At 44.5% G+C, this 26,794-nt stretch carries 28 protein-coding genes and 1 pseudogene; all 29 read left to right on the forward strand.

The features are described 5' to 3' along the window. A pseudogene (locus BM213_RS10090) lies at positions 1-197 on the forward strand (UPF0236 family protein); the annotation flags it as partial. 265 nt (positions 198-462) lie between these two features. Next, positions 463-978, forward strand: coding sequence for a YceD family protein (locus tag BM213_RS10095; RefSeq protein WP_091703686.1), 516 nt, complete (start codon positions 463-465; stop codon positions 976-978). A gap of 63 nt (positions 979-1,041) precedes the next feature. After that, positions 1,042-1,215 carry a 50S ribosomal protein L32 gene (gene rpmF, locus BM213_RS10100; protein WP_003395111.1) on the forward strand — a complete coding sequence of 58 codons (174 nt, stop codon included), beginning with the start codon at positions 1,042-1,044 and terminating at the stop codon, positions 1,213-1,215. Between the two features lie 114 nt (positions 1,216-1,329). Continuing rightward, positions 1,330-2,082 (forward strand): enoyl-CoA hydratase/isomerase family protein, encoded by a 753-nt coding sequence (locus BM213_RS10105; protein WP_091703688.1) that lies wholly within the window; start codon positions 1,330-1,332, stop codon positions 2,080-2,082. A 60-nt stretch (positions 2,083-2,142) separates the two neighbouring features. Further along, positions 2,143-2,589 carry an RsfA family transcriptional regulator gene (locus BM213_RS10110; protein ID WP_091703691.1) on the forward strand — a complete coding sequence of 149 codons (447 nt, stop codon included), beginning with the start codon at positions 2,143-2,145 and terminating at the stop codon, positions 2,587-2,589. Positions 2,590-2,656: 67 nt separating this feature from the next. Then, positions 2,657-3,550 carry a 2-dehydropantoate 2-reductase gene (locus BM213_RS10115; protein ID WP_091703693.1) on the forward strand — a complete coding sequence of 298 codons (894 nt, stop codon included), beginning with the start codon at positions 2,657-2,659 and terminating at the stop codon, positions 3,548-3,550. Continuing rightward, on the forward strand, positions 3,547-3,942 hold the full coding sequence (locus BM213_RS10120) for a DUF3397 domain-containing protein (protein WP_091703696.1): 396 nt from the start codon (positions 3,547-3,549) through the stop codon (positions 3,940-3,942). Before BM213_RS10115 ends, BM213_RS10120 begins: the two co-directional genes overlap by 4 nt. 19 nt (positions 3,943-3,961) lie before the next feature. After that, positions 3,962-5,572, forward strand: a complete 1,611-nt coding sequence (gene bshC / locus BM213_RS10125) for a bacillithiol biosynthesis cysteine-adding enzyme BshC (RefSeq protein WP_091703699.1) — start codon at positions 3,962-3,964, stop codon at positions 5,570-5,572. A 136-nt stretch (positions 5,573-5,708) separates the two neighbouring features. Further along, positions 5,709-6,641 carry a 16S rRNA (cytosine(1402)-N(4))-methyltransferase RsmH gene (gene rsmH, locus BM213_RS10130; RefSeq protein ID WP_091703701.1) on the forward strand — a complete coding sequence of 311 codons (933 nt, stop codon included), beginning with the start codon at positions 5,709-5,711 and terminating at the stop codon, positions 6,639-6,641. A 16-nt stretch (positions 6,642-6,657) separates the two neighbouring features. Then, positions 6,658-7,008, forward strand: a complete 351-nt coding sequence (gene ftsL / locus BM213_RS10135; protein WP_091703704.1) for a cell division protein FtsL — start codon at positions 6,658-6,660, stop codon at positions 7,006-7,008. Between the two features lie 6 nt (positions 7,009-7,014). After that, on the forward strand, positions 7,015-9,195 hold the full coding sequence (locus BM213_RS10140) for a penicillin-binding protein (protein WP_091703707.1): 2,181 nt from the start codon (positions 7,015-7,017) through the stop codon (positions 9,193-9,195). Positions 9,196-9,259: 64 nt separating this feature from the next. Further along, positions 9,260-11,176 carry a stage V sporulation protein D gene (locus BM213_RS10145; protein WP_091703709.1) on the forward strand — a complete coding sequence of 639 codons (1,917 nt, stop codon included), beginning with the start codon at positions 9,260-9,262 and terminating at the stop codon, positions 11,174-11,176. 69 nt (positions 11,177-11,245) lie between these two features. Further along, positions 11,246-12,712, forward strand: a complete 1,467-nt coding sequence (locus BM213_RS10150; RefSeq protein ID WP_091703712.1) for a UDP-N-acetylmuramoyl-L-alanyl-D-glutamate--2,6-diaminopimelate ligase — start codon at positions 11,246-11,248, stop codon at positions 12,710-12,712. A gap of 23 nt (positions 12,713-12,735) precedes the next feature. Then, positions 12,736-13,710 (forward strand): phospho-N-acetylmuramoyl-pentapeptide-transferase, encoded by a 975-nt coding sequence (mraY, locus tag BM213_RS10155; protein WP_091703715.1) that lies wholly within the window; start codon positions 12,736-12,738, stop codon positions 13,708-13,710. Continuing rightward, the gene (gene murD / locus BM213_RS10160; protein ID WP_091703718.1) at positions 13,710-15,044 is read left to right on the forward strand and encodes a UDP-N-acetylmuramoyl-L-alanine--D-glutamate ligase; all 1,335 of its coding nucleotides are present in this window, start codon (positions 13,710-13,712) and stop codon (positions 15,042-15,044) included. The genes mraY and murD overlap by 1 nt, the downstream gene beginning before the upstream one ends. A gap of 32 nt (positions 15,045-15,076) precedes the next feature. Continuing rightward, entirely contained in the window at positions 15,077-16,177 is a 1,101-nt protein-coding gene (gene spoVE, locus BM213_RS10165; protein ID WP_091703720.1) for a stage V sporulation protein E, read from the forward strand. Positions 16,178-16,232: 55 nt separating this feature from the next. After that, entirely contained in the window at positions 16,233-17,324 is a 1,092-nt protein-coding gene (gene murG / locus BM213_RS10170) for an undecaprenyldiphospho-muramoylpentapeptide beta-N-acetylglucosaminyltransferase (protein WP_091703723.1), read from the forward strand. Between the two features lie 40 nt (positions 17,325-17,364). Continuing rightward, positions 17,365-18,273 carry a UDP-N-acetylmuramate dehydrogenase gene (gene murB, locus BM213_RS10175; protein WP_091703725.1) on the forward strand — a complete coding sequence of 303 codons (909 nt, stop codon included), beginning with the start codon at positions 17,365-17,367 and terminating at the stop codon, positions 18,271-18,273. 131 nt (positions 18,274-18,404) lie between these two features. Then, entirely contained in the window at positions 18,405-19,187 is a 783-nt protein-coding gene (locus BM213_RS10180) for a cell division protein FtsQ/DivIB (RefSeq protein WP_091703728.1), read from the forward strand. Beyond that, positions 19,150-19,863, forward strand: coding sequence for a DUF881 domain-containing protein (locus tag BM213_RS10185; protein ID WP_091703731.1), 714 nt, complete (start codon positions 19,150-19,152; stop codon positions 19,861-19,863). The genes BM213_RS10180 and BM213_RS10185 overlap by 38 nt, the downstream gene beginning before the upstream one ends. A gap of 10 nt (positions 19,864-19,873) precedes the next feature. Further along, entirely contained in the window at positions 19,874-20,590 is a 717-nt protein-coding gene (locus BM213_RS10190) for a DUF881 domain-containing protein (protein WP_091703734.1), read from the forward strand. Between the two features lie 5 nt (positions 20,591-20,595). Then, positions 20,596-20,955 (forward strand): small basic family protein, encoded by a 360-nt coding sequence (locus BM213_RS10195; RefSeq protein WP_003395078.1) that lies wholly within the window; start codon positions 20,596-20,598, stop codon positions 20,953-20,955. A gap of 80 nt (positions 20,956-21,035) precedes the next feature. Then, complete coding sequence (gene ftsA / locus BM213_RS10200) at positions 21,036-22,316, forward strand: cell division protein FtsA (protein WP_091703736.1); 1,281 nt, start codon at positions 21,036-21,038, stop codon at positions 22,314-22,316. Positions 22,317-22,344: 28 nt separating this feature from the next. Beyond that, a complete protein-coding gene (gene ftsZ, locus BM213_RS10205; protein WP_091703741.1) occupies positions 22,345-23,463 on the forward strand; it encodes a cell division protein FtsZ in 1,119 nt (372 codons plus the stop codon). 151 nt (positions 23,464-23,614) lie between these two features. Beyond that, a complete protein-coding gene (spoIIGA, locus tag BM213_RS10210; RefSeq protein WP_091703743.1) occupies positions 23,615-24,493 on the forward strand; it encodes a sigma-E processing peptidase SpoIIGA in 879 nt (292 codons plus the stop codon). Positions 24,494-24,541: 48 nt separating this feature from the next. Beyond that, positions 24,542-25,261: an RNA polymerase sporulation sigma factor SigE gene (gene sigE / locus BM213_RS10215; protein WP_003395069.1), complete on the forward strand. Its 720-nt coding sequence runs from the start codon at positions 24,542-24,544 to the stop codon at positions 25,259-25,261. Positions 25,262-25,326: 65 nt separating this feature from the next. Then, on the forward strand, positions 25,327-26,106 hold the full coding sequence (sigG, locus tag BM213_RS10220) for an RNA polymerase sporulation sigma factor SigG (protein WP_091703745.1): 780 nt from the start codon (positions 25,327-25,329) through the stop codon (positions 26,104-26,106). A gap of 107 nt (positions 26,107-26,213) precedes the next feature. Next, positions 26,214-26,459, forward strand: coding sequence for a YlmC/YmxH family sporulation protein (locus BM213_RS10225; RefSeq protein ID WP_091703748.1), 246 nt, complete (start codon positions 26,214-26,216; stop codon positions 26,457-26,459). Between the two features lie 149 nt (positions 26,460-26,608). Further along, positions 26,609-26,794, forward strand: a 186-nt coding sequence (locus BM213_RS10230) for a UPF0236 family transposase-like protein (protein ID WP_208601904.1), incomplete at its 3' end; no start/stop codon positions are given.

A 26,794-nucleotide genomic window follows, 5' to 3' on the forward strand; every position in this document is an offset into this window, starting at 1 on the left:
TACTCATTCGGACACGCGATGGAGTGATGTATGGTGTGGAAGAACGAGAAGAAACGAAACGAGAAACGATCGTGAAAAAGGCACTGAAGCGCGTGCAAACGCAAATGACAGAAGTGGTACGAGATAACATCCCATACCTTCGCCAATCTTCAGGGACACCGATTTACGAGGCATTGCAAGCATTGAAAGGTTTTTAAAACGAGAGAAAACGCACATACCTACAGGATGAGAGTAAGTAAAAGCGCTTACATATAACGATTTTATAAAACCATATATAACCAAAAAAATCGGTCGAGAAAAAAATCTCCCACAAAGTCTTGACTCAAACCCACCTTTCTTTTTTGTTGAAAACGTGATACAGTGAGTATAAGCTGATTATAATGGAAGTAGTGTAAAGAAAAAATATTGACAAAAACGTTGTTCAAACGTATAATTTTCTTTGTTGTCTTGAGGTGATTATCATTGAGATGGTCTATTCATCAACTTCATCAGTTGCAGCATAAAGGGCTGTCGATTGACGAAATGGCTGATGTGTCCGAGCTAAAAGAAGTGGATGCGTCTATTCGCGACATTTCTCCTGTCCGTGTTCATGGACGAGCAGATGTGAGCGCGAAAAAATTTACGTTCCACTTAACGATTGAAGGGACGATGACGTTACCGTGTTCCCGTACGCTTGTGGACGTATCATATCCATTCGCCATCGAAAGCACAGAAACGTTCTTTTTAAACGATTATGATGCAACAGATGAAGAATCGCATGTTGTTCAAGGAGAGGCGATCGACTTAATGCCGATCGTAAAAGAGCTCATTCTTCTTGAAATTCCAATGCAAATTTTTAGCGAGCAGCCGGATCATCCTGATGCCGCTCCGCAATCAGGAAAAGATTGGGCGGTCATTTCGGAAGAAGAACATGAAAACAAAATTGATCCGCGCCTTGCGAAGTTAGCCAAGTTTTTTGAAAACAAAAATGAATCATAAGGGAAGATCCGGAACTACACCGGCCTCCATATTTGCCTAAATCCATTTAAGGAGGTGGAAATGATGGCAGTACCTTTTAGAAGAACATCAAAAATGAAAAAGAGACTACGTCGTACGCACTTCAAATTGCGCGTACCTGGTATGGTAGAATGCCCAAACTGCGGTGAAATGAAACTTGCTCATCGCGTATGTAAAGTTTGTGGAACATACAAAGGAAAAGACGTTGTAAACAAATAAGAAAAGCGTAAGGGCCATCCCCTTGCGCTTTTCTTATTTTCTTATTTGATAGAGGAAAAACGGATCACATAGCGAATACAAAGCATGTACATACGGCAAAGGGGAGAGGGAGACATGATTGAAAAACAACAAGGCATCGCATGGTTTACAATTTGTCGTCCGACAAGACGAAATGCGATCGACTATACGGTGATGGATGAACTGCACGAAGCGATCGAGCTTGCTGAACAAGATGATGAAGTGAAAGTGCTCGTCATTACCGGCGCTGGCGAAGACGCCTTTTGTGCCGGCGGCGACTTACAAGTGTTTCACCAGCTAAAAACAAAAGAGGAAGCGTACGCTATGCTTGCGAAAATGGGAAATATTTTGTATCGCTTATTGACGTTGCCGAAGCCAACTGTTGCCCTCATTAACGGCATCGCAGTTGGCGGCGGCTGTGAATTGGCGACAGCATGCGATTTTCGCTTTGCCCGCGCCGGCGCACGTCTCGGTTTTGTACAAGCGAATTTAGCTATTACGACAGGTTGGGGTGGAGCGACGATGTTATTTGAAAAAATGGCGTACGACAAAGCGCTTCATCTATTGCTTCAAGCGCAAACGATAACAGCGGAAGAAGCGGAGCGCATCGGCTTTGTTCACCGTACGTTTCATCATTCGTTGCGCGAACAGTGTGAAAAAGAGATGAGTGGCTATACGAATAAATCGACCCATGTGTTGCGCGCCTATAAGGAGGCTGCGACCAAGCGTTGGAAAACGGAAGAGTTTCGCCGTCGTTTTTTTGCCGAAATTGAACAATGCGCTCACTTATGGGAAAGCGAAGAGCACGAGCAAGCGGTACAATCATTTTTAGCGAAACGAAATAAATAATCTTCTATCTTTTCTATTAGCTGCATAATGATATAGTAAATGCAGCGAGGAGGGATAGAAATGATGCGTCAAGATGCGTGGACAGAAGAGGAAGACGTATTGCTTGCTGAAACGGTGTTAACCTTTGTGCGCGAAGGAAGCACACAATTACGAGCGTTTGAAGAAGTAGGCAAAAAACTATCGCGAACAGCCGCCGCTTGCGGTTTCCGATGGAATGCATACGTGCGCAAAAAATATGAACGGGAGCTAGAGTTAGCGAAACAGCAACGAAAGAAGAAAAAAGAGCCGCAATCGCCCGAACGCGATATGACGTTGCAAGATGTCATTTCATTTTTGCAAACGTTGCAACAGCGCGGAGAAGGGAAACAAGAAATCGAACAGTTGCGCCAGCAAATATGTACGCTGCAACAAGAAAAAGAAGAGCTGGAAAAGCAGCTGCGAGCGTTGCAACAAGAGTACAAAGCGATCATGCATATTTTAGAGCGTGCGCGCCAATTGTCTGTGTAGTAGCTGATAGACGCCAGCTACTTTTTTTTATACAATAAAGCATAGGAAAGACAGAGGGGGAGGTACGGTGCGAATCGGGATTGTTGGTGGCGGTGCGGTCGGTTTGTTGACGGCTGCTTACATGAGCCAAAGCGCTCATGTCACCATTTACACGCGACGACATGAGCAGGCGGAAAAGCTATGCGCGAATGGATTGACGGTCATTTATGGAGACGAAAAAACGACGCATCGCGTACAAGCGACGCCGTTCGTTTGCGAAACGAACGACGATGTGTTGTTTATGGCGGTGAAACAATACGATTTAACAAACATATTCACGACGCATGTACATATGCTTCAAGCGAACGCCATCATATTTTTACAAAACGGCATGGGGCATATTCGATATGTATCGCACTTGCCTCACAAACATATTGCGCTTGCCGTCGTCGAACATGGCGCGCTGAAAGTAGACGATACGACCGTTGTTCATACCGGTGTCGGCCAGACGAAATGGAGCGTATGGCGAGGGGAACAGCACGCGTTCTCGTTTCTTTTGCGCACATCGTCTCGCTTTCCGTTTCAATACGTCGACGACTGGGAAACGATGTTGCTTGAAAAATTAATGGTGAACGTATTAATTAACCCGCTTACCGCTTTATTGCGCGTCCCGAACGGTATGCTAGTGGCGCACGATCCGTATCGGCAAGCGATGGAGCAGTTGTTTCACGAAGTCGCTTCGATTTTGCATATCGAACAACGGGAACGCATATGGCAGCACGTCCAAACGATTTGTCGCCAAACGGCCGCCAATCGCTCTTCGATGTTGCGCGACATCGAGTCAGGGAGAAGAACGGAGATAGACGCCATTTTAGCGTATGTGATCGAGCGAGCAAACGAGCAGCACATTTCTGCCCCCATTAGCACATTTTTATACACCCTTGTGAAAGGGAAAGAACTAGAGGGGGGAAAGGGAAGATGAAAGAGTTAGTAACTTCTTTCATTGCCATCATGGTTGTCGTACCGTTCCTTTCGTTTTTTTTTATTTTCACGCTCGCCAAAGCGGTGTTTAAACGAAAAGGGAGGCGTGCGTTTCACGTCGCTGTAAACGGATCGACCATTTTTTTTATTTTTGCGGTGCACGTATTGTTACAAGCTATTTTTCATCGGTCGTACATCGTTGAACTGCTCATTTTCTTTATTGTTACATTTATGATCGGTATCGTCTTATATTGGAAAAAGACAGGAGACGTGTCGTTGCCACGAACGTTTAAGTTATATTGGAAGGTGCAATTTTTATTGTTTACAACCGCTTATATGGGACTATTGATATACGGAATCATTCATCGCGTCATGGTCGTGTTTTCATCATGAATGGGAAAGGAAGTTTAAGATGGAAGTTATGGAGCTGTCATTGCCAGCCACGAACCGTTTAGCAACAGAGTATATGAAAGGAACGTTTCCGATTCATGAAGCGTTTCACCATTTTACGTTTGAAGAACGTCTCGCATACGTGCATGAGCGAACGTATGCACGAGAAGCGCTCGTCGATCATTTACTTACATACCATGAGCAGTTTGGGGCGAGCGATGAAACGATGGCAAATATTAAAAAATTGCGCCATCCAAAGAGTGTCGTCGTCATTGGCGGACAACAAGCTGGACTATTAACAGGTCCGTTATATACGATTTACAAAATCATCTCGATCATTACATTAGCAAAGCAACAAGAACGTGAGCTCGGCGTGCCTGTTGTTCCGGTGTTTTGGATGGCATCGGAAGATCATGACGTGGCAGAAATTAACCATGTGCACGTGTGTGATGAAGGGAAAGTGAAAAAATACGTATATCCGCCATTAGCGAGAGAGAAGCGGATGGCTGCCCGTATTGAACTCAATGAAGACGACTGCAAACAATGGATAGATGAAGTGCTGAAAACGTACGGTGAAACAGATGTAACAAACGAATTGCGTGCATACATATACGAATGTATCGCAAAATCGAAGACGATCGCTGACTTTTTTGCCGCCATTGTTTTATCGCTATTTGCAAAAGAAGGCCTCGTTGTTGTAGATGCGGCTCACCCACACTTACGGGCGATCGAAAGCAAATGGTTTATGACGATCGCTCACGATCATCATATGATGACAAACGCGCTAAATGAACAACAACGGCATCTTGAAAAGTTAGGTTATTCGCGCACGATTGATGTGTCGCCGATGTGCGCGCATTTGTTTTACGATGACGGCCAACGACGGCTATTATATTATGATGATAGACAACGTTGTTTTTACACAAAAGATGGGGTGTATCGCTTCACGTTAGATGAGTTAAAACAACGAATGGAGAAGGAGCCGCAGTCGTTTAGCAACAACGTCGTAACAAGACCGCTCATGCAAGAATGGTTATTTCCGACGCTCGCTTTCATTGCCGGTCCGGGCGAAATCGCCTATTGGGCCGAATTAAAGCAAGTGTTCGAGCATGTCGGCTTGCGCATGCCCCCGATTGTGCCGCGCCTGTCGTTGACGCTCGTTGAACGCCATATTGCAACCGATTTAGCTGATGTGCATATGACGGTCGAACAAGCATTGGCAAACGGAACGGACGATGCGCTTGAGGAGTGGTTGCGCAACAATCAGCCGATCGCGTTCGATGAAGCGTTTGACGAAGCGAAAAAGGAAATGGCGCGCATACATGAACAACTTCGTCATATTGGGATGCAAGTCGATCCGCACCTTGAACGAGTGATGTTGAAAAATGCCGAACGGATCGAGACAGAAATCGATTATCTTCAACAATTGATTGCACGGCGCATGTTGCAAAAGCATGATGTGCACGTGCGTAAATATGAGCGCATTGCGCTGGCGTTGCGTCCGAACGGCATGCCGCAAGAACGGGTATGGAATATGTTTTACTATATGAATCGCTACGGCTTAGACTTTGTTGACCGTCTTCTTCATGTCGATTATCGGTGGAATGGGCTGCATAAAATTGTATATATGTAACTATTTTCGTCGATAAAAAAATCCTGTCGCGCACAGGATTTTTTTTATTACAATAGAATAGTTCGGAAGTAAGTAGTGAATTTAGAGAAATGATGGTACAATACAATTGCAAAGTTGTAAAAGGTAGGTGACATCGTTGTTTCATCATGTAACTGTATTGTTAAAAGAAACGGTTGATGGATTGAACATAAAAAAAGATGGTACATATGTAGATTGTACGCTCGGTGGAGCTGGACATAGCGAATATTTACTGTCGCAATTATCGCCGGAAGGGAAATTGTTCGCCTTCGATCAAGACGATATCGCCATTCATCATGCTAAGCAAAAACTTGAACGATATAGCGGTCAATTTACGATTATTAAAAGCAATTTCCGCTATATAAAACAACAGTTGGCGCTTTACGGTGTGCATGAAGTGGACGGCATTTTATTCGATCTTGGCGTATCGTCTCCGCAGCTAGATATGCCGGAGCGCGGCTTTAGTTATCAACATGAAGCGCCGCTCGATATGCGCATGGATCGCGAGCAAACGTTAACAGCATACGACATTGTTAACACATGGCCGTATGAACAGCTTGTAAAAATTTTTTTCCAATATGGCGAAGAAAAATTTTCAAAAGCGATCGCGCGTAAAATTGAACAAGTGCGCAAGCAAAAGCCGATTGAAACGACGACGGAGCTTGCTGACATCATTAAGGAAGCTATTCCAGCGCCTGCTCGTCGAAAAGGAGGACATCCGGCGAAACGAATCTTCCAAGCGATTCGCATCGCTGTAAACGATGAACTGCGCGCGTTTGAAGAAGCGATCGAACAAGCAATCGATTTATTAAAACCGGGGGGACGAATAAGCGTCATTACGTTTCATTCGCTTGAAGATCGCATTTGTAAGCTAGCGTTTAAACAAGCAAGTGAAACGCCTCACTTACCTCCGGGACTGCCGATCGTTCCAGATGAGTATAAGCCGAAATTAAAAATCATTACGAAAAAGCCGATCGTTCCATCGGAAGAAGAATTGCAACAAAATCATCGCGCACGATCTGCGAAATTACGCATTGCTGAAAAATTATAAAAAAGGGGGAAAGCGTATGGCAGCTGTCCGCATTCAACAAAAAGTGCAACAACAACAAGTGCAGCGCACGCCAAAGAAAAAACAAAAACGCGTTGTGCGCTTTACGCTCGCGGAGAAGATCGTTCTCGTTGCGTTTGTCGCGTTTGCGCTATATAGCAGCGTCACGATCGTATCGAATCAATTTACGATGTATCATGTGAATAAAGAAGTGCAACAATTACAAGCGACGATTCAAGAGCAAGAAAAACGAAATCTTGATTTATACGTACAAGTGCAAGAACTAAGCACATACGAACGCATTTTAGCAAAAGCGAAAGAGCTCGGACTTACATTAAACGAAAATAACATAAAAGTTGTGCAGGATTGATGCCGAATGAGAAAGCATACACATACACATAGAGGAGCAGCTATATATTTTGGGTTGTTTAGCTTGCTCTTTTTTATGTTGTTTGGTCGTTTCGTTTACTTGCAAGCAACAGGTGTTGCGGATGGACAAGTATTAGCGGTTGAAGCGCAAAAACGTTATTTGAAAAAACAAGTGTTGGAAGCGAAGCGGGGAACGATTTTCGATCGGCGCGGGGAAGTGATTGCAGAAGATATCCCTTCCTACACTGTCGCGGCTATTCTCGACCCAGATATGCCGCAACATGTGTCCGATCCGGAAACGACGGCACGCAAACTGGCGCCGCTATTAAATATGGATGTCGCGGATGTAGAGCGCATATTGAAAAAAAATGCGAAGCAAGTAGAGTTCGGACCGAATGGCCGCGGCATTAGCCAAACGGTGAAAAAAGAAATTGAAGCGTTACAACTTCCAGGCATTATTTTTTTACGAGATTCAAAACGTTTTTATCCGCACGGCACATTTGCTTCGTACGTCGTCGGCTATGCGCAAAAAAATGAAGAGACGAATGAAGTAGAAGGAAAAATGGGCATTGAAAAGCAGTTTGATGAACAATTAAAGGAAAAAGATGGGTACGTCATTTACGAAGGGGATCAACAAGGATTTAAATTGCCTCATGCAGATGAAAAAATCGTCCCACCACAAAACGGTAAAGATATTTATTTAACGATCGATAAACATATTCAAGCGTTTTTAGAAGATGCGATGAATGCGGTCGAAAAACAATATGCTCCGAAAAAAATGATCGCCATCGTTGCAGATCCGAAAACTGGCGCCATTTTAGCGATGAGCACGCGCCCGAGTTTTAATCCAAACAAACGAAATATTGAAAACTACTTTAATGATGCGATTGCATATCCGTACGAACCAGGTTCGACGATGAAAATATTTACGCTTGCCGCCGCCGTGAACGAAGGAGTGTTTCAAGCCGATGAGACGTATTTATCCGGTTCGTATCAAGTAGGGAGCCATCGTATTCGCGACCATAATAAAGTCGGGTGGGGGAAAATTACGTTTCTTGAAGGAATGCAACGGTCGTCAAACGTCGCCTTTGCCATCATTGTGCGCGAAAAGTTAGGCGAAGATCGCTTTTTGCAATATTTGCACCGGTTCCGTTTCCACGAACCAACGGGCATCGATTTGCCTGGGGAGAAAGTGGGAAATATTTTGTATCGCTATCCGATTGAAAAAGTAACGACAGGGTTCGGACAAGGAACGTCCGTTACACCTATTCAACAAATTCAAGCAGCTACCGCCATTGCAAATGGTGGAAAAATGATGAAGCCATACGTCGTTGATCGCATTGTTGATCCGGAAAGCGGAAAAACGGTTGTAAAACATGAACCGCAAGTCGTTGACACGCCGATTTCAAAAGAAACAGCAGAAAAAGTGTTAGACATTTTAGAAACAGTTGTTACATCGGAGAAAGGGACAGGTCGTCCGTATCAAATTGAAGGTTATCGCGTAGCAGGAAAAACAGGAACTGCGCAAATTCCAGATCCGAAAGGTGGCTATTTGACGGGTCATCAAAACTACATTTTCTCATTTTTAGGGATGGCGCCGCGCGAAAACCCACGTTTAGTCATGTATGTTGCCGTGCAACAGCCAAACATTTCGTATACGGAAACAGGCGCAGCTCCTGTATCGATGATTTTTAATTCCGTCATGAAAAACAGTTTGCAATATTTAAATATTCAACCGACTGCCGAGAAAAAATCGGAGAAAAAAGAAAAAAGCGTGACGCTTCCGTCTTACGTCGGTCAATCGGTTGAACAAGCGGTACAGTCGTTGAAAAACGAAGGGATATCTGTCACTGTCATCGGAAAAGGAAAACATGTACACGCCCAATTTCCGCGGGCGGGTGAGCACGTCGTTGCGCCGGATCGCGTGTTGCTGCAAACCGATGGAAATGCTATCATGCCGGATTTGACCGGTTGGTCGCTGCGCGATGTCATGAAGCTCGCTGAATTGTTGCAACTCAAACCGAGCTTTATCGGAAGCGGATACGTATTTAGGCAAAATATCGCTCCAGGAGCGGTGATAAAACAAAACGATTACGTCATCGTTGAGCTTGCGAAACCGTCCGAACTTAGCGAGAAAAAAGAAAACAAAGAAAGCGAACAACAAGAAACGGATGGTCCGATCGACTAGTTCTATATGAAACGGTACAAGCATATAGTGGAACGAGCCGAAACATATGAGGGGGTTCTACGATATGCGTGCAGTTACCGTTCGCAAGCGATTAACTGTTTTTTTGTTGATCGGATTCGTCATTTTTGCGATCATTGATATACGTCTCGGTTACGTGCAATTCGTGTTAGGGGATATGTTAACCGAACGAGCGAAAGATTTATGGAGCCGAAACATTCCGTTTGAGCCAGAGCGCGGACAAATTGTCGATCGCAACGGGGTGCCTTTAGCGACTAACATAAGCGCTCCATCTGTGCTCGTCGTCCCAAGACAAATTGAAAATCCAGCCGAAGTAGCGAAGCAGCTTGCCGATATTTTACATATGCCGGTAGAGAAAGCGTACAAACATGTGACGAAAAAAACGTCTATTGAACGTATTCATCCTGAAGGACGAAAAATTTCAAACGAACAGGCAAAACAAATTCGTGATTTAGGGATGAAAGGAGTATACATCGCTGAAGACTCGAAGCGGTATTATCCGTTTGGCAGCTATTTATCGCACGTGCTCGGATTTGCAGGCATCGATAATCAAGGGTTAATGGGGCTTGAGTTGTATTACGACAAACAATTAAGCGGCAAGCCTGGGTCGGTACAATTTTATTCCGATGCGAAAGGGAAACGCATGCCCGGCATGGCCGATGCGTACACGCCACCCGTTGATGGCCTTGATTTAAAGTTGACGATTGATACGCGCGTGCAGACGATTTTAGAAAGGGAGCTGACCATTGCGGAAGCGACGTACCGTCCAGACGGCATTATTGCGATTGCGATGAATCCGAATAACGGAGAAATTTTAGGAATGGCCAGCCGTCCGACGTTTGATCCTGCTGATTTTCAAAACGTTCCTCCTGAAATTTTTAACCGAAACTTACCGATTTGGAGCACGTATGAACCAGGGTCTACATTTAAAATTATTACGCTCGCTGCCGCATTAGAAGAAAAAAAGGTCGATTTATTGAAAGAACATTTTTATGATCCAGGATATGTGAAAGTGGCAGGAGCGACGTTGCATTGTTGGAAGCGAGGAGGACATGGCGACCAAACGTTTTTAGAAGTAGTACAAAACTCGTGCAACCCGGGATTTGTAGAACTTGGTGAACGTCTTGGGAAAGAAAAGCTGTTTGAATACATTCGCGCTTTCGGTTTTGGTGAAAAAACAGGCATTGATTTACAAGGGGAAGGAAAAGGGATTTTGTTCCCCCTCCATCGCGTCGGGCCAGTGGAACAGGCAACAACAGCTTTCGGTCAAGGAGTGGCGGTGACGCCGATCCAACAAGTAGTGGCCGTCGCTGCCGCAGTGAATGGAGGGGTTTTATACCAACCGTATATTGCAAAAGAGTGGCTTCATCCTGTGACAGGAGAAGTCGTGCGCCGTCAAACGCCGCAAGTGAAAAGAAGGGTTATTTCCGAGGAAACGTCCAAACAAATTCGCTATGCGCTCGAAAGCGTTGTCGCTCAAGGAACGGGGAAAGGGGCGTTTGTTGATGGCTACCGCGTCGGTGGAAAAACAGGAACGGCGCAAAAAGCGAAAGACGGTCAATATTTAAAAGATAACCATATCGTTTCATTTATCGGCTTTGCGCCGGCCGACGCCCCTCAAATTGTCGTGTATGTTGCTGTCGATAATCCGAAAGGAACCGTGCAATTCGGAGGCGTCGTCGCTGCTCCGATTGTTGGAAATATTATGGAAGATAGTTTGCGCGCGCTTGGCGTGAAGCCGCGCAAAGAGCAAATTGAAAAAGAAACGACATGGCTTGACCCGCGGTATGTCGAAGTGCCAAATTTAATCGGTTTAACAAAAAAAGATTTGCAACAGCAACTTTTTAACTTAAAATTAGATGGTAGTGGCGAAGGCGATACGGTTGTTGAACAGGCGCCGAAGCCTGGAGTCAAAGTGAAAGAAGGAGCGACGATCCGGGTTTATTTTGGAACGAAACGGTAAAGCCTAGAGGAAGTATCCTCATGGCTTCTTTTTCTGTTTAGATAAGAAAAAAAGAAAGGAACGATCGGTATGAAGTTACAAACGTTACTTCAACATTTACATAGCTTTACCCCACTTGCAACAGAAAATCCAACGATTACATCGATCGAAATGGATTCAAGGGAAGTCAAACAAGGTTCATTATTTGTTTGCATCAAAGGATTTACAGTAGACGGACACGATTTTGCGGAACAAGCTGTCGCGCGCGGAGCAGTTGCAGTCATGGCAGAAAAACCGCTCACATTGCCTGTGCCGGTCATTTATGTGAACGATAGCCGACGAGCATTAGCGGTGCTCGCCGATGCGTTTTACGGTCAGCCGACGCATCAACTTCATTTAATCGGCGTGACAGGGACGAACGGAAAAACGTCGACGACGCATTTCATTGAACGTATATGTCGTCACGCTGGAAAAAAAACCGGGCTCATCGGTACGATTAACATGAAAATTGGCGATGAAACGTATGATGTAAAGAATACAACACCCGAATCGCTCGTGTTGCAAAAAATGTTTCGGAAAATGGTCGATGCCGATGTTGACATCGCTGCGATGGAAGTATCATCGCATGCGCTACATATGGGTAGAGTGCACGGCTGCGATTTTGATGTCGCCGTTTTTACGAATTTAACACAAGATCATTTAGACTATCATCAAACGATGGATCACTACCGTTGGTCAAAAGGGCTATTGTTCGCTCAACTTGGCAATCGTTTCGATCATAGCCGTCCGAAGTTTGCGATATTGAACGCAGACGATGCAGCAACAGAAGAATATAAAAAAAGCACAGCCGCAACAGTTGTGACGTACGGCATTCATCATAAAAGCGACATTATGGCGAAACAAATTGAAATGACGACAAACGGTACGACGTTTCAGCTTGTCACCCCGATGGAAACGGTACGGGTGACGACGAAACTCATCGGCATGTTTAATGTATATAATTTATTAGCTGCGGTGGGAGCTTGTCTCGTCTCAAACATTCCGCTTAAAGCGATCGTTGAAGCGATTGCCGACATGGAAGGTGTTCCAGGCCGCTTTGAAGTCGTCGATGCAGGTCAGCCGTTTACAGTGATCGTTGACTACGCCCACACGCCAGATAGTTTACAAAACGTGCTCCAAACGATTCGCCCATTTGCGAAAAAGCGCATATTTGTCGTCGTTGGCTGCGGTGGCGATCGCGACCGAACGAAGCGGCCGTTGATGGCGCAAGTCGCTGTTCAACATAGCGACGTGCCCATTTTTACATCTGACAACCCGCGCTCTGAAGATCCGGTCGCTATTTTAAACGACATGAAACGAGGGGTAACGGAAGATGTCGTATGTATTGTCGATCGAAAAGAAGCGATTACATATGCGATAGAGCAAGCTGAGGAAGGCGATGTCGTTTTAATTGCAGGAAAAGGGCATGAGACGTATCAAATCATTGGAAAAAACGTGTTATATTTTGATGATCGTGTCGTCGCACGTGAAGCTATTCAACGAAGAAAAGATAAATAGGAGATGAGGAAGGTGCAACGATCATGAACGAGAAAGTCATTTTATTCACGGCGGGGCTTGCTTTTATCATTACGGTTGTGCTATCGCCAATTTTCATTCCGTTTTTAAGACGATTAAAATTTGGGCAAAGCATTCGCGAAGAAGGGCCGAAGTCTCATCAAAAAAAATCAGGTACGCCGACGATGGGCGGATTAATGATTTTAATTTCACTTTCTGTTGCTACGCTCGTCGTGAGCGACATCTTTTTTGAGCGGACGGCGCAAACATATTTGCTGTTGTTTGTGACGGTTGGCTACGGCTTGCTCGGATTTATTGATGATTTCATTAAAGTCGTCATGAAGCGCAATCTCGGTTTGACGAGCAAACAAAAACTAGCTGGGCAATTGCTTATCGCGCTCGTATTTTACTTTTTCTTTCAACGTCATGGCATTTCAACCGTCGTGGCGATTCCAGGAACAGATTATTCGTTTGACTTAGGGGTTGCCTACGTTTTGTTAATTATTTTTATGCTTGTCGGCGGTTCGAATGCGGTCAACTTAACAGACGGGTTGGACGGTTTGCTTGCTGGAACAGCGGCGATCGCGTTTGGGGCGTATGCTGTATTAGCATGGAATCAAGGGCAATACGATATTGCTATTTTTAGCGTCGCTGTCGTCGGTGCGGTGCTTGGGTTTCTCGTATTTAACGCTCACCCTGCGAAAGTGTTTATGGGCGATACCGGCTCGCTTGCGCTTGGTGGGGCAATTGTAGCCGTTGCGATTTTAACAAAGCTCGAAATATTGTTAGCTATTATCGGCGGCGTGTTCGTTATCGAAACGTTGTCTGTCATCATTCAAGTCATTTCCTTCAAAACGACAGGAAAACGCGTGTTTCGCATGAGTCCGTTACACCACCATTACGAGTTGATTGGTTGGTCTGAATGGCGCGTTGTCGTGACGTTTTGGGCAGTTGGCTTATTGTTTGCCATCTTAGGAATTTATATTGAGGTGTGGGTATAATGTACAACGGAAAAAAAGTGTTCGTATTAGGTTTAGCGAAAAGCGGATTAGCAGCAGCAAAACGGTTGCGCGAACTTGGGGCGGATGTTGTCGTCAACGATCGAAATGAACCGAGTGAGCAAGAAAAACAAGAGCTACAATCGCTCGGCATTCGTCTCGTATACGGGGGGCACCCGATCGAATTGCTTGACGAGCCATTTGATTTTGTCGTGAAAAATCCAGGCATCCCATATACGAATGCACTCGTTCAAAAGGCGATCGAAAAACAGTTGCCGATCATAACAGAAGTAGAAATTGCGTATGAAACGACAGAAGCGCCAATTATCGGCATTACAGGTTCAAACGGAAAAACGACGACAACGACCTTGATTTATCACATGTTACAAGAAGCGAAACGTCGTCCTTTGATCGCCGGAAATATCGGAACAGTTGCATGCGAAGTCGCGAAACAGGCGACAAAAGATGATGTTATCGTCATGGAATTATCTTCGTTCCAACTGCTTGGGACGATTCGCTTTCGTCCGCATATCGCCGTGTTGTTAAACATTTTTGATGCACATTTAGACTATCACGGAACGAAAGAAGCGTACGCAGAAGCGAAAGGAAACATTTTTAAAAACCAAACGGAAACGGACTACGCTGTTGTCAATGCCGATGATCCGATCGTTATGCGTTTAGCTGAGAAAAGCCGAGCACGTAAAGTTCCGTTTTCCGCTACAACGTCGCTATCGTACGGAGCGTCAGTTAAAGAAGGGGCGATTTATTTTCATGATGAGCGAATTATTGATGTCCGAGATGTGGCGTTACGAGGGACACATAACATCGAAAATATATTAGCAGCTGTTGTAGCAGCAAAACTAGCAGGTGCAGACAATGATTCGATTCGCCGTGTCTTAACGACGTTTACAGGCGTTCCTCATCGCTTGCAATTTGTCGCTGAAATCAACGGAAGAAAATTTTATAACGACTCAAAAGCGACAAACATATTAGCGACGCAAAAAGCGTTAAGCGCCTTTCATGAGCCGGTCATTTTACTTGCTGGCGGCTTAGATCGCGGCAACGAATTTGATGAGCTGTTACCATATTTGCATCATGTGAAAGCCGTCATCACGTTTGGACAAACGGCGCCAAAAATTGAGCGCGTTGCGCGTGAAGCAGGAATACAGCAAGTGAAACGTGTCGATAATGTGGAACAAGCAGCTTTTGCCGCATATGAATGGTCGTCGCCGGGCGATGTTATTTTATTATCTCCAGCTTGTGCAAGCTGGGATCAATATAAAACTTTCGAACAGCGTGGGGACATGTTTATGTTTGCGGTGCATAAGCTTAAATAAGACGAATTTTAAGTAAATTGAGGTGTTCCGCATTGCATGGAAAAAAGTCTGCACCTGATTTTTTATTAATGCTCATCACGTTTTCGTTGTTGGCGATCGGGCTTATTATGGTGTATAGCGCAAGCGCGATTTGGGCTGACTACAAGTTTCACGATTCGCTTTTCTTTGCGAAGCGTCAGCTTCTATTTGCGGCGGTTGGTATCGTTGCGATGTTTTTTTTCATGAACATCGACTATTGGACGTGGCGAACGTGGGCGAAAGTATTGCTCATCGTTTGTTTCATTCTTCTCGTCCTCGTCTTAATTCCGGGCGTTGGCATGGTGCGCAACGGGTCGCGCAGCTGGATCGGCGTCGGCGCGTTTTCCATTCAGCCATCTGAGTTTATGAAAATGGCGATGATCGCGTTTCTAGCGAAATATTTATCCGAAAACCAAAAAAAAATCGCATCATTTAAACAAGGATTGCTCCCATCATTGTTGCTCGTGTTTGTTGCTTTCGGCATGATTATGTTGCAGCCGGATTTAGGAACGGGAACGGTGATGGTCGGCACGTGCGTCGTCATGATTTTTGTCGCTGGAGCGCGCATAAGCCACTTTGTGCTTCTTGGCCTGCTTGGATTGGTAGGGTTCGCAGGGCTCGTTTTATCCGCTCCGTATCGCATAAAGCGCATTACATCATTTTTAAACCCGTGGGAAGATCCGTTAGGAAGTGGTTTTCAAATTATCCAATCGCTTTATGCGATTGGTCCGGGTGGTTTGTTTGGCCTCGGATTAGGCCAAAGCCGTCAAAAGTTTTTTTACTTGCCGGAGCCGCAAACAGATTTTATTTTTGCTATTTTAGCTGAAGAGCTTGGGTTTATTGGCGGCTCCCTCGTTTTGCTTTTATTTAGTTTATTGCTTTGGCGCGGCATTCGCATCGCTTTAGGGGCGCCGGATTTATACGGCAGCTTTTTAGCTGTCGGCATTATTGCGATGATTGCGATTCAAGTGATGATTAACATTGGGGTAGTGACAGGGCTTATGCCGGTCACAGGCATTACGCTGCCATTTTTAAGCTATGGTGGCTCGTCGTTGACGCTCATGTTAATGGCGATTGGCGTGTTGTTAAACATTAGTCGCTACGCACGATATTAAAGGCTGACTTCATGGAAGTCAGCTTCTTCTGTTACTTTTGAGAGGAGGAAAATCGATGAAAATTGTAGTGAGCGGCGGTGGCACAGGGGGCCACATTTATCCTGCACTTTCTTTTATTCATGAAGTAAGAAAGCAACATCATGATGTAGATGTATTATATATCGGAACGGAAAAAGGGTTAGAAAGTACAATTGTGCCGAGAGAAAACATTCCATTTCATGCGATTGATATTAGCGGATTAAAACGAAGCGTTTCATTTGAAAATGTGAAAACGCTCATTCGTTTCATCACGAGCGTGCGCACATGTAAACAGTTGTTAAAACAATATAAACCGGACGTCGTGCTCGGTACGGGAGGCTACGTATGCGGCCCTGTCGTCTATGCCGCAGCAAAACTAGGTATACCGACGATCATTCATGAACAAAATAGCATTCCTGGGCTGACGAACAAATTTTTAAGCCGCTATGCGAATAAAATAGCTATTTGTTTTGAGGAGACGAAGGAATATTTTCCACAAGAAAAAGTGGTGTTAACAGGGAACCCGCGCGCGTCAGAAGTCGTAGGAAAAGATGGACAGGAAGCAAAACGGTCGCTCGGATTAGCAGAGCAGAAAAAAACGGTGTTAATTGTCGGGGGAAGCCGAGGGGCGCGGCCGATTAACGAAGCGTTTTTACAAGTGCTTCATGAAGCGGAACAAAAACCGTACCAATTTTTATATGTTACAGGTGACGTTCATTATGATAAAGTAATAAAGGCGGTAAACGACGTCGGAAATCCAACGAACGTGATCATTCGTCCGTTCATTCATAATATGCCAGAAGTGTTGGCAGGGGTAGATATGATCGTCGCTCGCGCGGGTGCAACGACGCTTGCAGAAATTACAGCGTTAGGCATTCCAAGTATTTTAATTCCGAGTCCGTACGTGACGAACAACCATCAAGAAAAAAATGCGCGTGCGCTAGAGAAAAAAGGAGCGGCCATCGTTCGCTTAGAACATGAGTTGACAGGTGCACGCTTACTCGAAGATATCGACCGTATTTTATTAGATGAGCGAACGTTAGCAAGCATGAAAGAAGCATCATTTCAATTAGGTATTCGCGACGCAGCGCAACGTTTATACCGCGTCATGGTGGAGACAATGTCATAGTTTGCATACGATATATGAAACAGGTAGAGGAGGTAAACCATTGGAAAAACTACGTGAAGAGCTACAACGCGCGAATGTTGGAACGGTGAAAGAAAACGAGCGAATGGCGAGCCATACGACAATGAAAATCGGCGGTCCTGCTGATCTTTTCGTTGAACCGAAACATATAGATGGGTTAAAAAAGACGATCGACATCGTTCGGAAGCATAACGTGCCGTGGCGTGCGATCGGTCGCGGTTCGAACTTGCTCGTACTAGATGGAGGAATTGAAGGTGTCGTCATTAAACTTGGCGAAGGATTAGACGGCTTACAAATAAATGGGACAGAAGTGACGGTTGGCGGTGGCTATTCGCTCATTAAACTGGCGACCGTCATTAGTAAGCAAGGCTTGTCTGGACTTGAGTTTGCAGGTGGTATTCCGGGAACGGTTGGCGGTGCGGTATATATGAACGCTGGCGCTCACGGTTCAGACATGTCGCGTATCGTGAAAAAAGCGCAAATTTTATTTGAAGACGGAACGATCGAATGGTTAACGAATGAACAAATGGAATTTTCGTATCGCACGTCTATTTTACAAAAAAAACGAAAAGGCATTTGCGTCGCCGCAACACTTGAAATGAAAAAAGGAAACCGCGACGAAATTGTCGCGGCGATGCAAAAAAATAAAGATTATCGCCGCGAAACACAACCGTGGAACTATCCGTGCGCGGGAAGTATTTTTCGCAATCCGTTGCCGCATTACGCCGGACAGCTCATTGAAAAAGCAGGATTAAAAGGATATACGATTGGCGGGGCGAAAATTTCTGAACAACATGCGAATTTTATTGTCAACGCAGGCGGGGCAACAGCAAACGATGTGCTTCAGCTCATTGATTACGTGAAAAAGACGATTAATGATTTATATGGCGTTTCATTAGAAACAGAAGTTGAAATTATCGGGCGGAAGTAATACATTTTCCCCATCCTAATTTTTTCTATATTATGCTATAATGGAAGTGAAAACAATGAACTAACGGTTGCGAACGTGCGCCGTTAGTTTTCTTGTTATTTTGATTTGGTCCATCGACCGAGGTGGAGGACATGGGAAAAGGAAAAGTTGTCGTTCTTGAAGAACGCGTGCCAAAGTTAAAAGAGCAGCGAAGACAGCGTGCGAATCGCCAATTAGTTATATACATTTCTTTATTTTTTATGCTTTTGGTATGTGTCATTTATGCTCAATCACCGCTTAGCAACGTCTCGGTTATTCACGTCGAAGGAAACAATCACGTTTCTTCTGAAGACATTATTGAATTGAGCGGTGTGACGACAAACACGAGCTTTTGGAAAGTGAAAAAAGATGAGATTGAGCAACGGGTGAAGCAACATCCAGAAGTGAAAGAAGTGAGTGTAAAAAAACGAATCCCGAATCGCATCGACATCGCTGTCGTCGAACGAAAGCGCATCGCTTACATTTTGGACAACCATTCATTTTTGCCAATTTTAGATAATGGAAAAGTGTTAACGCACGTCAAGCAAGCTATTCCGAGCGATGCCCCAATTTTAATTGGGTGGAATGAAGGAGAGGCTATTCAAGATATAGCTTCCCAGCTGGCCAACACGCCAAATTCGATTTTAAACCTCATCTCTGAAATTCATCATACCCCAAGCTCGTCCGATCCAAAACACATTACCGTCTATATGAATGACGGGATAGAAGTCAGTGCTACCGTCGATCGTTTTGCGGAAAAAATCGTTCATTATCCTTCGATCGTTCGCCAGTTGCAGCCCGGTATGAAAGGTGTCCTCCATTTAGAGATGAGCACATATTTTAAGCCATACGAAACGGATGAAGGGAATGAAAAAACTGATGAAAATGAACGGTAGCCACGTCGTTTTATCGTTCGTTTGTTTAGTTTTAGGGTTTATGCTGGCGTTCTCTTATCAAATGACGAAAAAAGAAACAGCTAACCGCCAGCTTGAACGCCAATGGAATAAAGAATACGAATATCGACGACAGCTCATTGAACAACAAGAACAAAATCGAAAATTGCAAGCTCAATTGTTCGCTAAGCAACAGCGCGTTCGCGCTATCGAGAAAGAGTTGGCGGGCGAAGAACAAGTTTATTTTAATCTTGTAGAAGATGCGGAACGGTTGCGCATGTATCTCGGAAAAGTGAAGGTAAAAGGAAAAGGAGTAGAAGTGACGCTAGCCGATGCGTCGTACATCCCCTCGGAAGCGAATGCCACAAACTATATTGTCCATGAGCGACACGTCTTTCAAGTCGTCAATGAACTACTGATTGCGGGGGCGTCTGCAATATCGATTAACGGACAGCGATTATCGCACCGATCGTATATTTTGTGCAATGGTCCGGTCATTGAAATCGATGGGACACAACATCCAGCCCCGTTCGTTATTCAAGCGATCGGCGACCCAAACGTACTTATTCCGGCGCTAACGATTGCTGGTGGGGTGAAAGACCAGCTGACGAGCGACCATATTATTGTTGACATTACGGAAAAATCGGAAATTACAATGGAACCGTTGATGCAAAAATAGAGGAGGAGCGATGTTGACGCAAAAAACGATATGGCATTTCACGCTTGTGTCGTTCATTATTGGCTTTATGTTAGCTGTCCAATTCCAGACGAACAACGAGCCAAACGTGCGCGATACACGCGATATATGGGAAATACGGCAAGATTTGAAAAAGGAACAAGAGCTACATGAGCAACTGTTAACTGAAATACGAAAATATGAAGAAACGATTGAAAAATATGAACAGCAACGTGCAGAGAGCAAGGGAACTGTCCTTCGACAAACGTTGGAGGAATTAAAAAAAGAAGCAGGATTAACTGAAGTAGTCGGTGAAGGCGTCGTGCTTTACATCGAGCAAATGTATGATGAGTCATACGTCGGACCTATTCATGATACGGTGTCTGCGGATTTGCTTCGCCGGCTTATTAATGAGCTCAATATGTACGGAGCAGAACAGATGAGCATTGCCGGACAACGCATCGTCAATACGACCGTTATTCGCGATATTAACGGGGTCACAAAAGTCGATACATATCCGCTTCGATCATTTCCAATTGAAGTGAAAGTCATCGCGACGAATGCTGAAAAGTTGTACAACCGATTAAAAGCATCGATGATTGTTGATAACTTTGCGCTTGAAAATTTACTTCTCACCATTTCAGAGCCGCAAAAGCGAGTCGTCATCCCTCCATACGATGGAACGGTGCGCGTAAAACAAATGGAAGCAGTCGAAGACGGTAGGAGGTGAACATGATGTGGCTTCCGTTGCTCGGTTTAGTGATCGGCATCTTGCTCGGATTGTTGACAGATTGGCGCATTCCGAGTGAATATTCCAACTACTTATCGATTGCGGTGCTTGCGGCGTTTGATACGCTGATCGGCGGCATTCGCGCTCATTTACAAAACATTTATGATGAACATGTCTTTGTATCTGGATTTTTTTTTAATATTATTTTAGCAACAAGTTTAGCTTTTCTCGGTGTGCATCTTGGTGTAGACTTGTATTTAGCAGCTGTATTTGCGTTCGGTGTGCGCCTGTTTCAAAACATCGCTGTCATCCGCCGAATTTTGTTAACGAAATGGTTAGAAAGCCGCCAAAAAAATCGTTTATAAAAAAGGGAATGCTGTTCGAATGTGGAATATAGTGTTGATATACATAGCAACGTTCATTTTGTAAAGGAGGTGCCAATAAAATGAACAGCAACGATTTTTATGTTAGTCTTGACATCGGTACATCGAGCGTGAAAGTGATCATTGGTGAAATGATGAACGATCAGCTAAGCATTATCGGTGTCGGCAATGCGAAATCGCAAGGGCTGAAAAAAGGCTCAATTATTGATATAGATGAAACGGTGCAATCGATTAAACGAGCGGTTGACCAAGCGGAACGAATGGTTGGCGTAACGATTAAAGGCGCAATTGTCGGGATAAACGGCAATCACATTCAGCTTCAGCCGTGTCATGGAATTGTCGCTGTATCGAACGAGAATAAAGAAATTACAAATGAAGATGTCACGCGCGTCATCGAAGCAGCGCAAGTTGTTTCCATTCCCCCGGAGCGCGAAATTATCGATGTCATTCCGAAACAGTTTATCGTCGATGGACTAGATGGCATTAACGATCCGCGCGGCATGTTAGGCGTTCGATTAGAAATGGAAGGCATCATGATTACCGCATCGAAAACAGCATTACATAACGTGCTTCGCTGCGTAGAGCGCGCAGGATTGCAAGTGCTTGACGTCTGCTTACAACCGCTTGCAGCAGCGTCTATCGCGCTGTCAAAAGACGAGAAAAACTTAGGCGTTGCGCTCATTGACATCGGTGGCGGTTCGACGACCGTTGCTGTGTTTGATCAAGGGTTTTTGCAAGCGACAACCGTCCTTCCGATCGGCGGAGAACATATTACAAAAGATTTGTCGATCGGCATGCGCACATCGACAGAAGATGCAGAGCGCATTAAACTTAAGCATGGACATGCTTTTTACGACCTCGCTTCTGACGAGGAAGTGTTTAGCGTTCCGATCATTGGCACCGACCAACAGCAACAGTTTAGTCAATTGGAAATTGCGGATATAATCGAAGCGCGTGTCGAAGAAATTTTACTCATGGCACAAACGGAAATTCGAAAACGCGGATTTCGCGATTTGCCGGGCGGTTACGTGTTAACGGGCGGAACGGTCAATATGCCGGGCGTGCTAGAACTGGCGGAAGCGATATTTGAAAATACGGTTCGTGTGGCGATGCCGGACTACATTGGCGTGCGCGATCCGCAATATACAAACGGTGTCGGATTTATTCAATTCGCTTATAAAAATGCGAAACTGCAAGGAAAACAAGTGCCTGTTCTTTCTTCGGGAGCGGCAAGCGATTTCCAAGCGGAGAAGAAAGTGCAAAAAGCGCCAGCGAAACCGAAACAAAAAGAACAACATTTAGGTCATAAAGTAAAGAAATTTTTCGGATACTTTTTTGAATGACAATTTGAATGGCTAGGAGGATTATGTCATGTTGGAGTTTGACACGACGGTTGATCAGTTAGCAACAATTAAAGTAATTGGTGTCGGCGGCGGGGGAAACAACGCTGTAAACCGCATGATTGAACATGGGGTGCAAGGCGTTGAATTTATCGCGGTTAATACAGACGCCCAAGCGTTAAATTTATCGAAAGCGACAACGAAGCTGCAAATTGGAGCGAAATTGACGCGCGGATTAGGTGCTGGGGCAAATCCAGAAGTAGGAAAAAAGGCGGCAGAAGAAAGTAAAGAACAAATTGAAGAAGTGCTCAAAGGGGCAGATATGGTGTTCGTCACAGCCGGCATGGGTGGAGGAACAGGAACAGGCGCGGCTCCGGTCATTGCACAAATTGCGCGCGATTTAGGTGCGCTCACAGTCGGTGTCGTTACGCGGCCGTTCACGTTTGAAGGAAGAAAGCGCGCGATGCAAGCGGCAAGCGGCATTGCGGCTATGAAAGAAGCAGTTGATACGCTCATCGTCATTCCGAACGATCGTTTGTTAGAAATTGTCGATAAAAACACGCCGATGTTAGAAGCGTTCCGTGAAGCAGATAACGTGCTTCGTCAAGGTGTGCAAGGCATTTCCGACTTAATCGCTGTACCGGGGTTAATTAACTTAGACTTTGCTGATGTGAAGACGATCATGTCAAATAAAGGTTCAGCTTTGATGGGAATTGGCGTAGCGACGGGCGAAAATCGCGCGGCGGAAGCGGCGAAAAAGGCGATTTCAAGCCCGCTACTAGAAACGTCGATCGACGGTGCCCAAGGGGTGTTAATGAACATTACCGGCGGAACGAACTTAAGCTTGTATGAAGTACAAGAGGCGGCCGACATTGTCGCATCAGCGGCAGACCAAGATGTGAATATGATTTTCGGTTCCGTCATTAACGAAAACTTGAAAGATGAAATTGTCGTCACTGTCATTGCGACAGGATTTAACGAAGAAATCAACCAAGCAAAAGCAACGCGGCAAGCGGTTGTTAAACCGAATGTTACCGCTAAACGCGAAAAAAAGGACGAACCGATCGACTACTCGCCAACGCGCAGTCAACAAGTAGAAGATCCGCTCGATATTCCAGCCTTTTTGCGCAACCGCAACCGTCGCCGTTAAAAAAACGCTCACGACTCGTGGGCGTTTTTTTTTATTTGAAGGGTTGCGATGGCGAGGCGCTTTTTTGACAAAACCTCTAAAGAAATGACGTCATCGTTTGACACACTTTCCTATTAGAAGTGCTATATACTAGTTTCAAGATAAGGAGGGGATGCCGCTGATTTATGCCGATCTCGTATGGTTATTAAATTTTTGCTTTGATGCGATGTTGCTATGGCTTGCAGCAATCATGTTAAAACGGCGCGTTCGCGTATGGCGGCTTATGCTTGCGGCGTTAGTCGGTTCGCTGCTCGCCTTGCTTGTTCTCACTCCTTTTGCTTATATCACGTCTCATGTCGTAACAAAGCTTATCATCTCTTTTTTTATCGTTTGGATTTGTTTTGGTTTTTATCGCTTTCGTTTTTTCATTGAAAATGTGCTTGCTTTTTATTTTGCAACATTTGTGATGGGAGGAGGCATGATCGCGTTTCACTTTTTGTTGCAAAGTGAAATGGGATCGACGTTGCATTCGATTTCGATAAGCTGGTTGTTCGTCGTTGTGACGTTTCCAGCTTTATGGATGTTATCAAAAGCGCAAATGGGGACGATTCGCGAAAAAAAATTACGGTTTGAACATATCATTGATGTGCGCGTCACATGTTTTGGACAAACGGTGTTGTTAAAAGGATTAGTAGATAGCGGAAACCAACTACGCGATCCGCTTACAAACGCTCCAGTGATGATCGTCGAATGGCAACCGTTCGCCCATATGTTACCTGCCTCTGTTTTACAAATGATTCATGAACGTACGTACACAGATGATATACCGAACGAATGGGTTAGCCGCATGCGCTTCATCCCATATCGTGCCGTCGGCGTCGAACAGCAGCTGTTAGTTGCGATCAAGCCAGACGATGTGCAATGGTTAGACGACAAGCAATGGACGCCCGTCAACAAAGCGCTCATCGGCTTCTCCCGAGCGACGCTTTCTGCCGATGGGGAATATAACTGCATTGTTCATCCGTATATCGTCATGTCGCAAGCTTCGTAATTATTATTATCATACGGCCACATGCGCCAAAATAGAAGGAGGTTTTCTATGAAACTGTTCAAATTGCGCCTCATGTATGTATGGTACAAATTATTGAAAAAACTAGGTTTAAAAGCGGACGAAATTTATTACATCGGTGGAAGTGAAGCGCTTCCGCCACCATTGACAAAAGAAGAAGAAGAACTATTGTTAAAAAAACTTCCTTCCGGAGATGAAACGGCACGTTCGCTATTAATTGAGCGCAATCTTCGCCTCGTCGTTTATATTGCGCGCAAATTTGAAAATACGGGCATTAACATTGAAGATTTAATTAGCATCGGTACGATCGGATTAATTAAAGCGGTCAATACGTTTAATCCAGAGAAAAAAATTAAACTCGCTACATATGCGTCGCGCTGTATCGAAAATGAAATTTTAATGTATTTACGGCGCAACAATAAAGTGCGATCTGAAGTGTCGTTTGATGAACCGTTAAACATCGATTGGGATGGAAACGAATTGTTATTATCGGATGTACTAGGTACAGAAGATGATGTCATTACGAAAGATTTAGAGGCAAATATTGATCGTAACCTACTGTTTCGCGCCCTCGATCAATTAAGTGAACGCGAAAAACAAATTATGGAACTTCGCTTCGGATTAAGCGGGGGGGAAGAAAAAACGCAAAAAGACGTCGCCGATTTATTAGGTATTTCCCAATCGTACATTTCCCGTTTAGAAAAGCGAATTATTAAACGATTGCGAAAAGAGTTTAACAAAATGATGTAATGCATATTTTTCCCTTCAAAGGAGATACTGAAAGCTGACAGCATCTCCTGCAAGGAGGGAAAGATATGACAAGAAACAAAGTTGAAATTTGTGGCGTTGATACATCGAAACTTCCTGTACTAAAAAACGAAGAAATGCGTGAATTATTTCGGCAAATGCAAGCGGGGGATGTATCCGCACGCGAAAAATTAATTAATGGGAATTTGCGGCTCGTATTAAGCGTCATTCAACGATTTAACAATCGTGGTGAATATGTCGACGACTTGTTTCAAGTAGGCTGCATCGGACTTATGAAATCAATTGATAACTTTGACTTAAGCCAAAATGTTAAGTTTTCCACGTACGCTGTGCCGATGATTATCGGTGAAATTCGCCGATATTTACGAGATAATAACCCGATTCGTGTGTCTCGCTCGTTGCGCGATATTGCGTACAAAGCGCTTCAAGTTCGTGAAAAAATAATGACTGAAACAGCGAAGGAACCGACGGCAGAAGAGATTGCGAAAATTTTAGATGTTCCGCACGAAGATATCGTGTTTGCCCTAGACGCTATTCAAGATCCTGTTTCGCTATTTGAGCCGATTTACAACGATGGGGGCGACCCAATTTATGTCATGGACCAACTGAGCGATGAAAAAAACCGCGATACTCATTGGATTGAAGAAATTGCTTTAAAAGAAGGGTTGCGCCGCCTAAACGAACGAGAAAAAATGATTATTCGAAAACGATTTTTTCAAGGAAAAACACAAATGGAAGTGGCTGAAGAAATCGGAATTTCCCAAGCGCAAGTATCCCGTTTAGAAAAAGCTGCGATTAAGCAAATGAACAAAAACGTTCAATGGTAATAGACGCCTCCATCGAAAACGGATGGAGGCTTTTTTGCGCATATGACTACAACGACAGGCTTGTGCATACATATAGGAGATAGAAAGAAGAAAAGGAGCGGGGGAACATGGTGAAAATTTCTGAACTCCAACAAAAAGACGTCGTCAATGTCGCAAACGGCAAACGGCTTGGGCATATTGGAGATATCGATATTAACTTAACGACCGGTCAAATTGAGGCGATTATTATTATAGGGACAGGGAAAGTGCTCGGTTTATTCGGACGGGCAGATGAAATCATCATTCCGTGGAGAGATATCGTAAAAATCGGTGCAGATGTCATTCTCGTTCGATTAGATGGCGAGTATGAGTAAAATGTTTGTGGGAGAAAAAAAGACAGGTTCCTGATTTGGTATAATAAGGAACCTGTCAGATATGTAAGCAAAATAGATGAAAAACGGGCTCTCCTCCTGGTAAGGTAGTAAGTGTGAAAAAAATACAACCAAAGAAAGGAGTGGAGCCCATGCAGGATTATATCACAAACGGCTTGACATTAAAAGAGATCGAACAGTCTTTATTTAGACATATGCAAAAACAATATGGTCATCTCCTTCAACAGGTGTTGGAGGAGATCGACCGCACATTGGCAGAACAGCGGGACAAGAAACGATATGCGCTCAAAGATAAGCGGACGATCCGACTCCAAACG

Origin of the sequence: Anoxybacillus pushchinoensis, assembly GCF_900111795.1 — a bacterium.
Lineage (GTDB): Bacteria > Bacillota > Bacilli > Bacillales > Anoxybacillaceae > Anoxybacillus > Anoxybacillus pushchinoensis.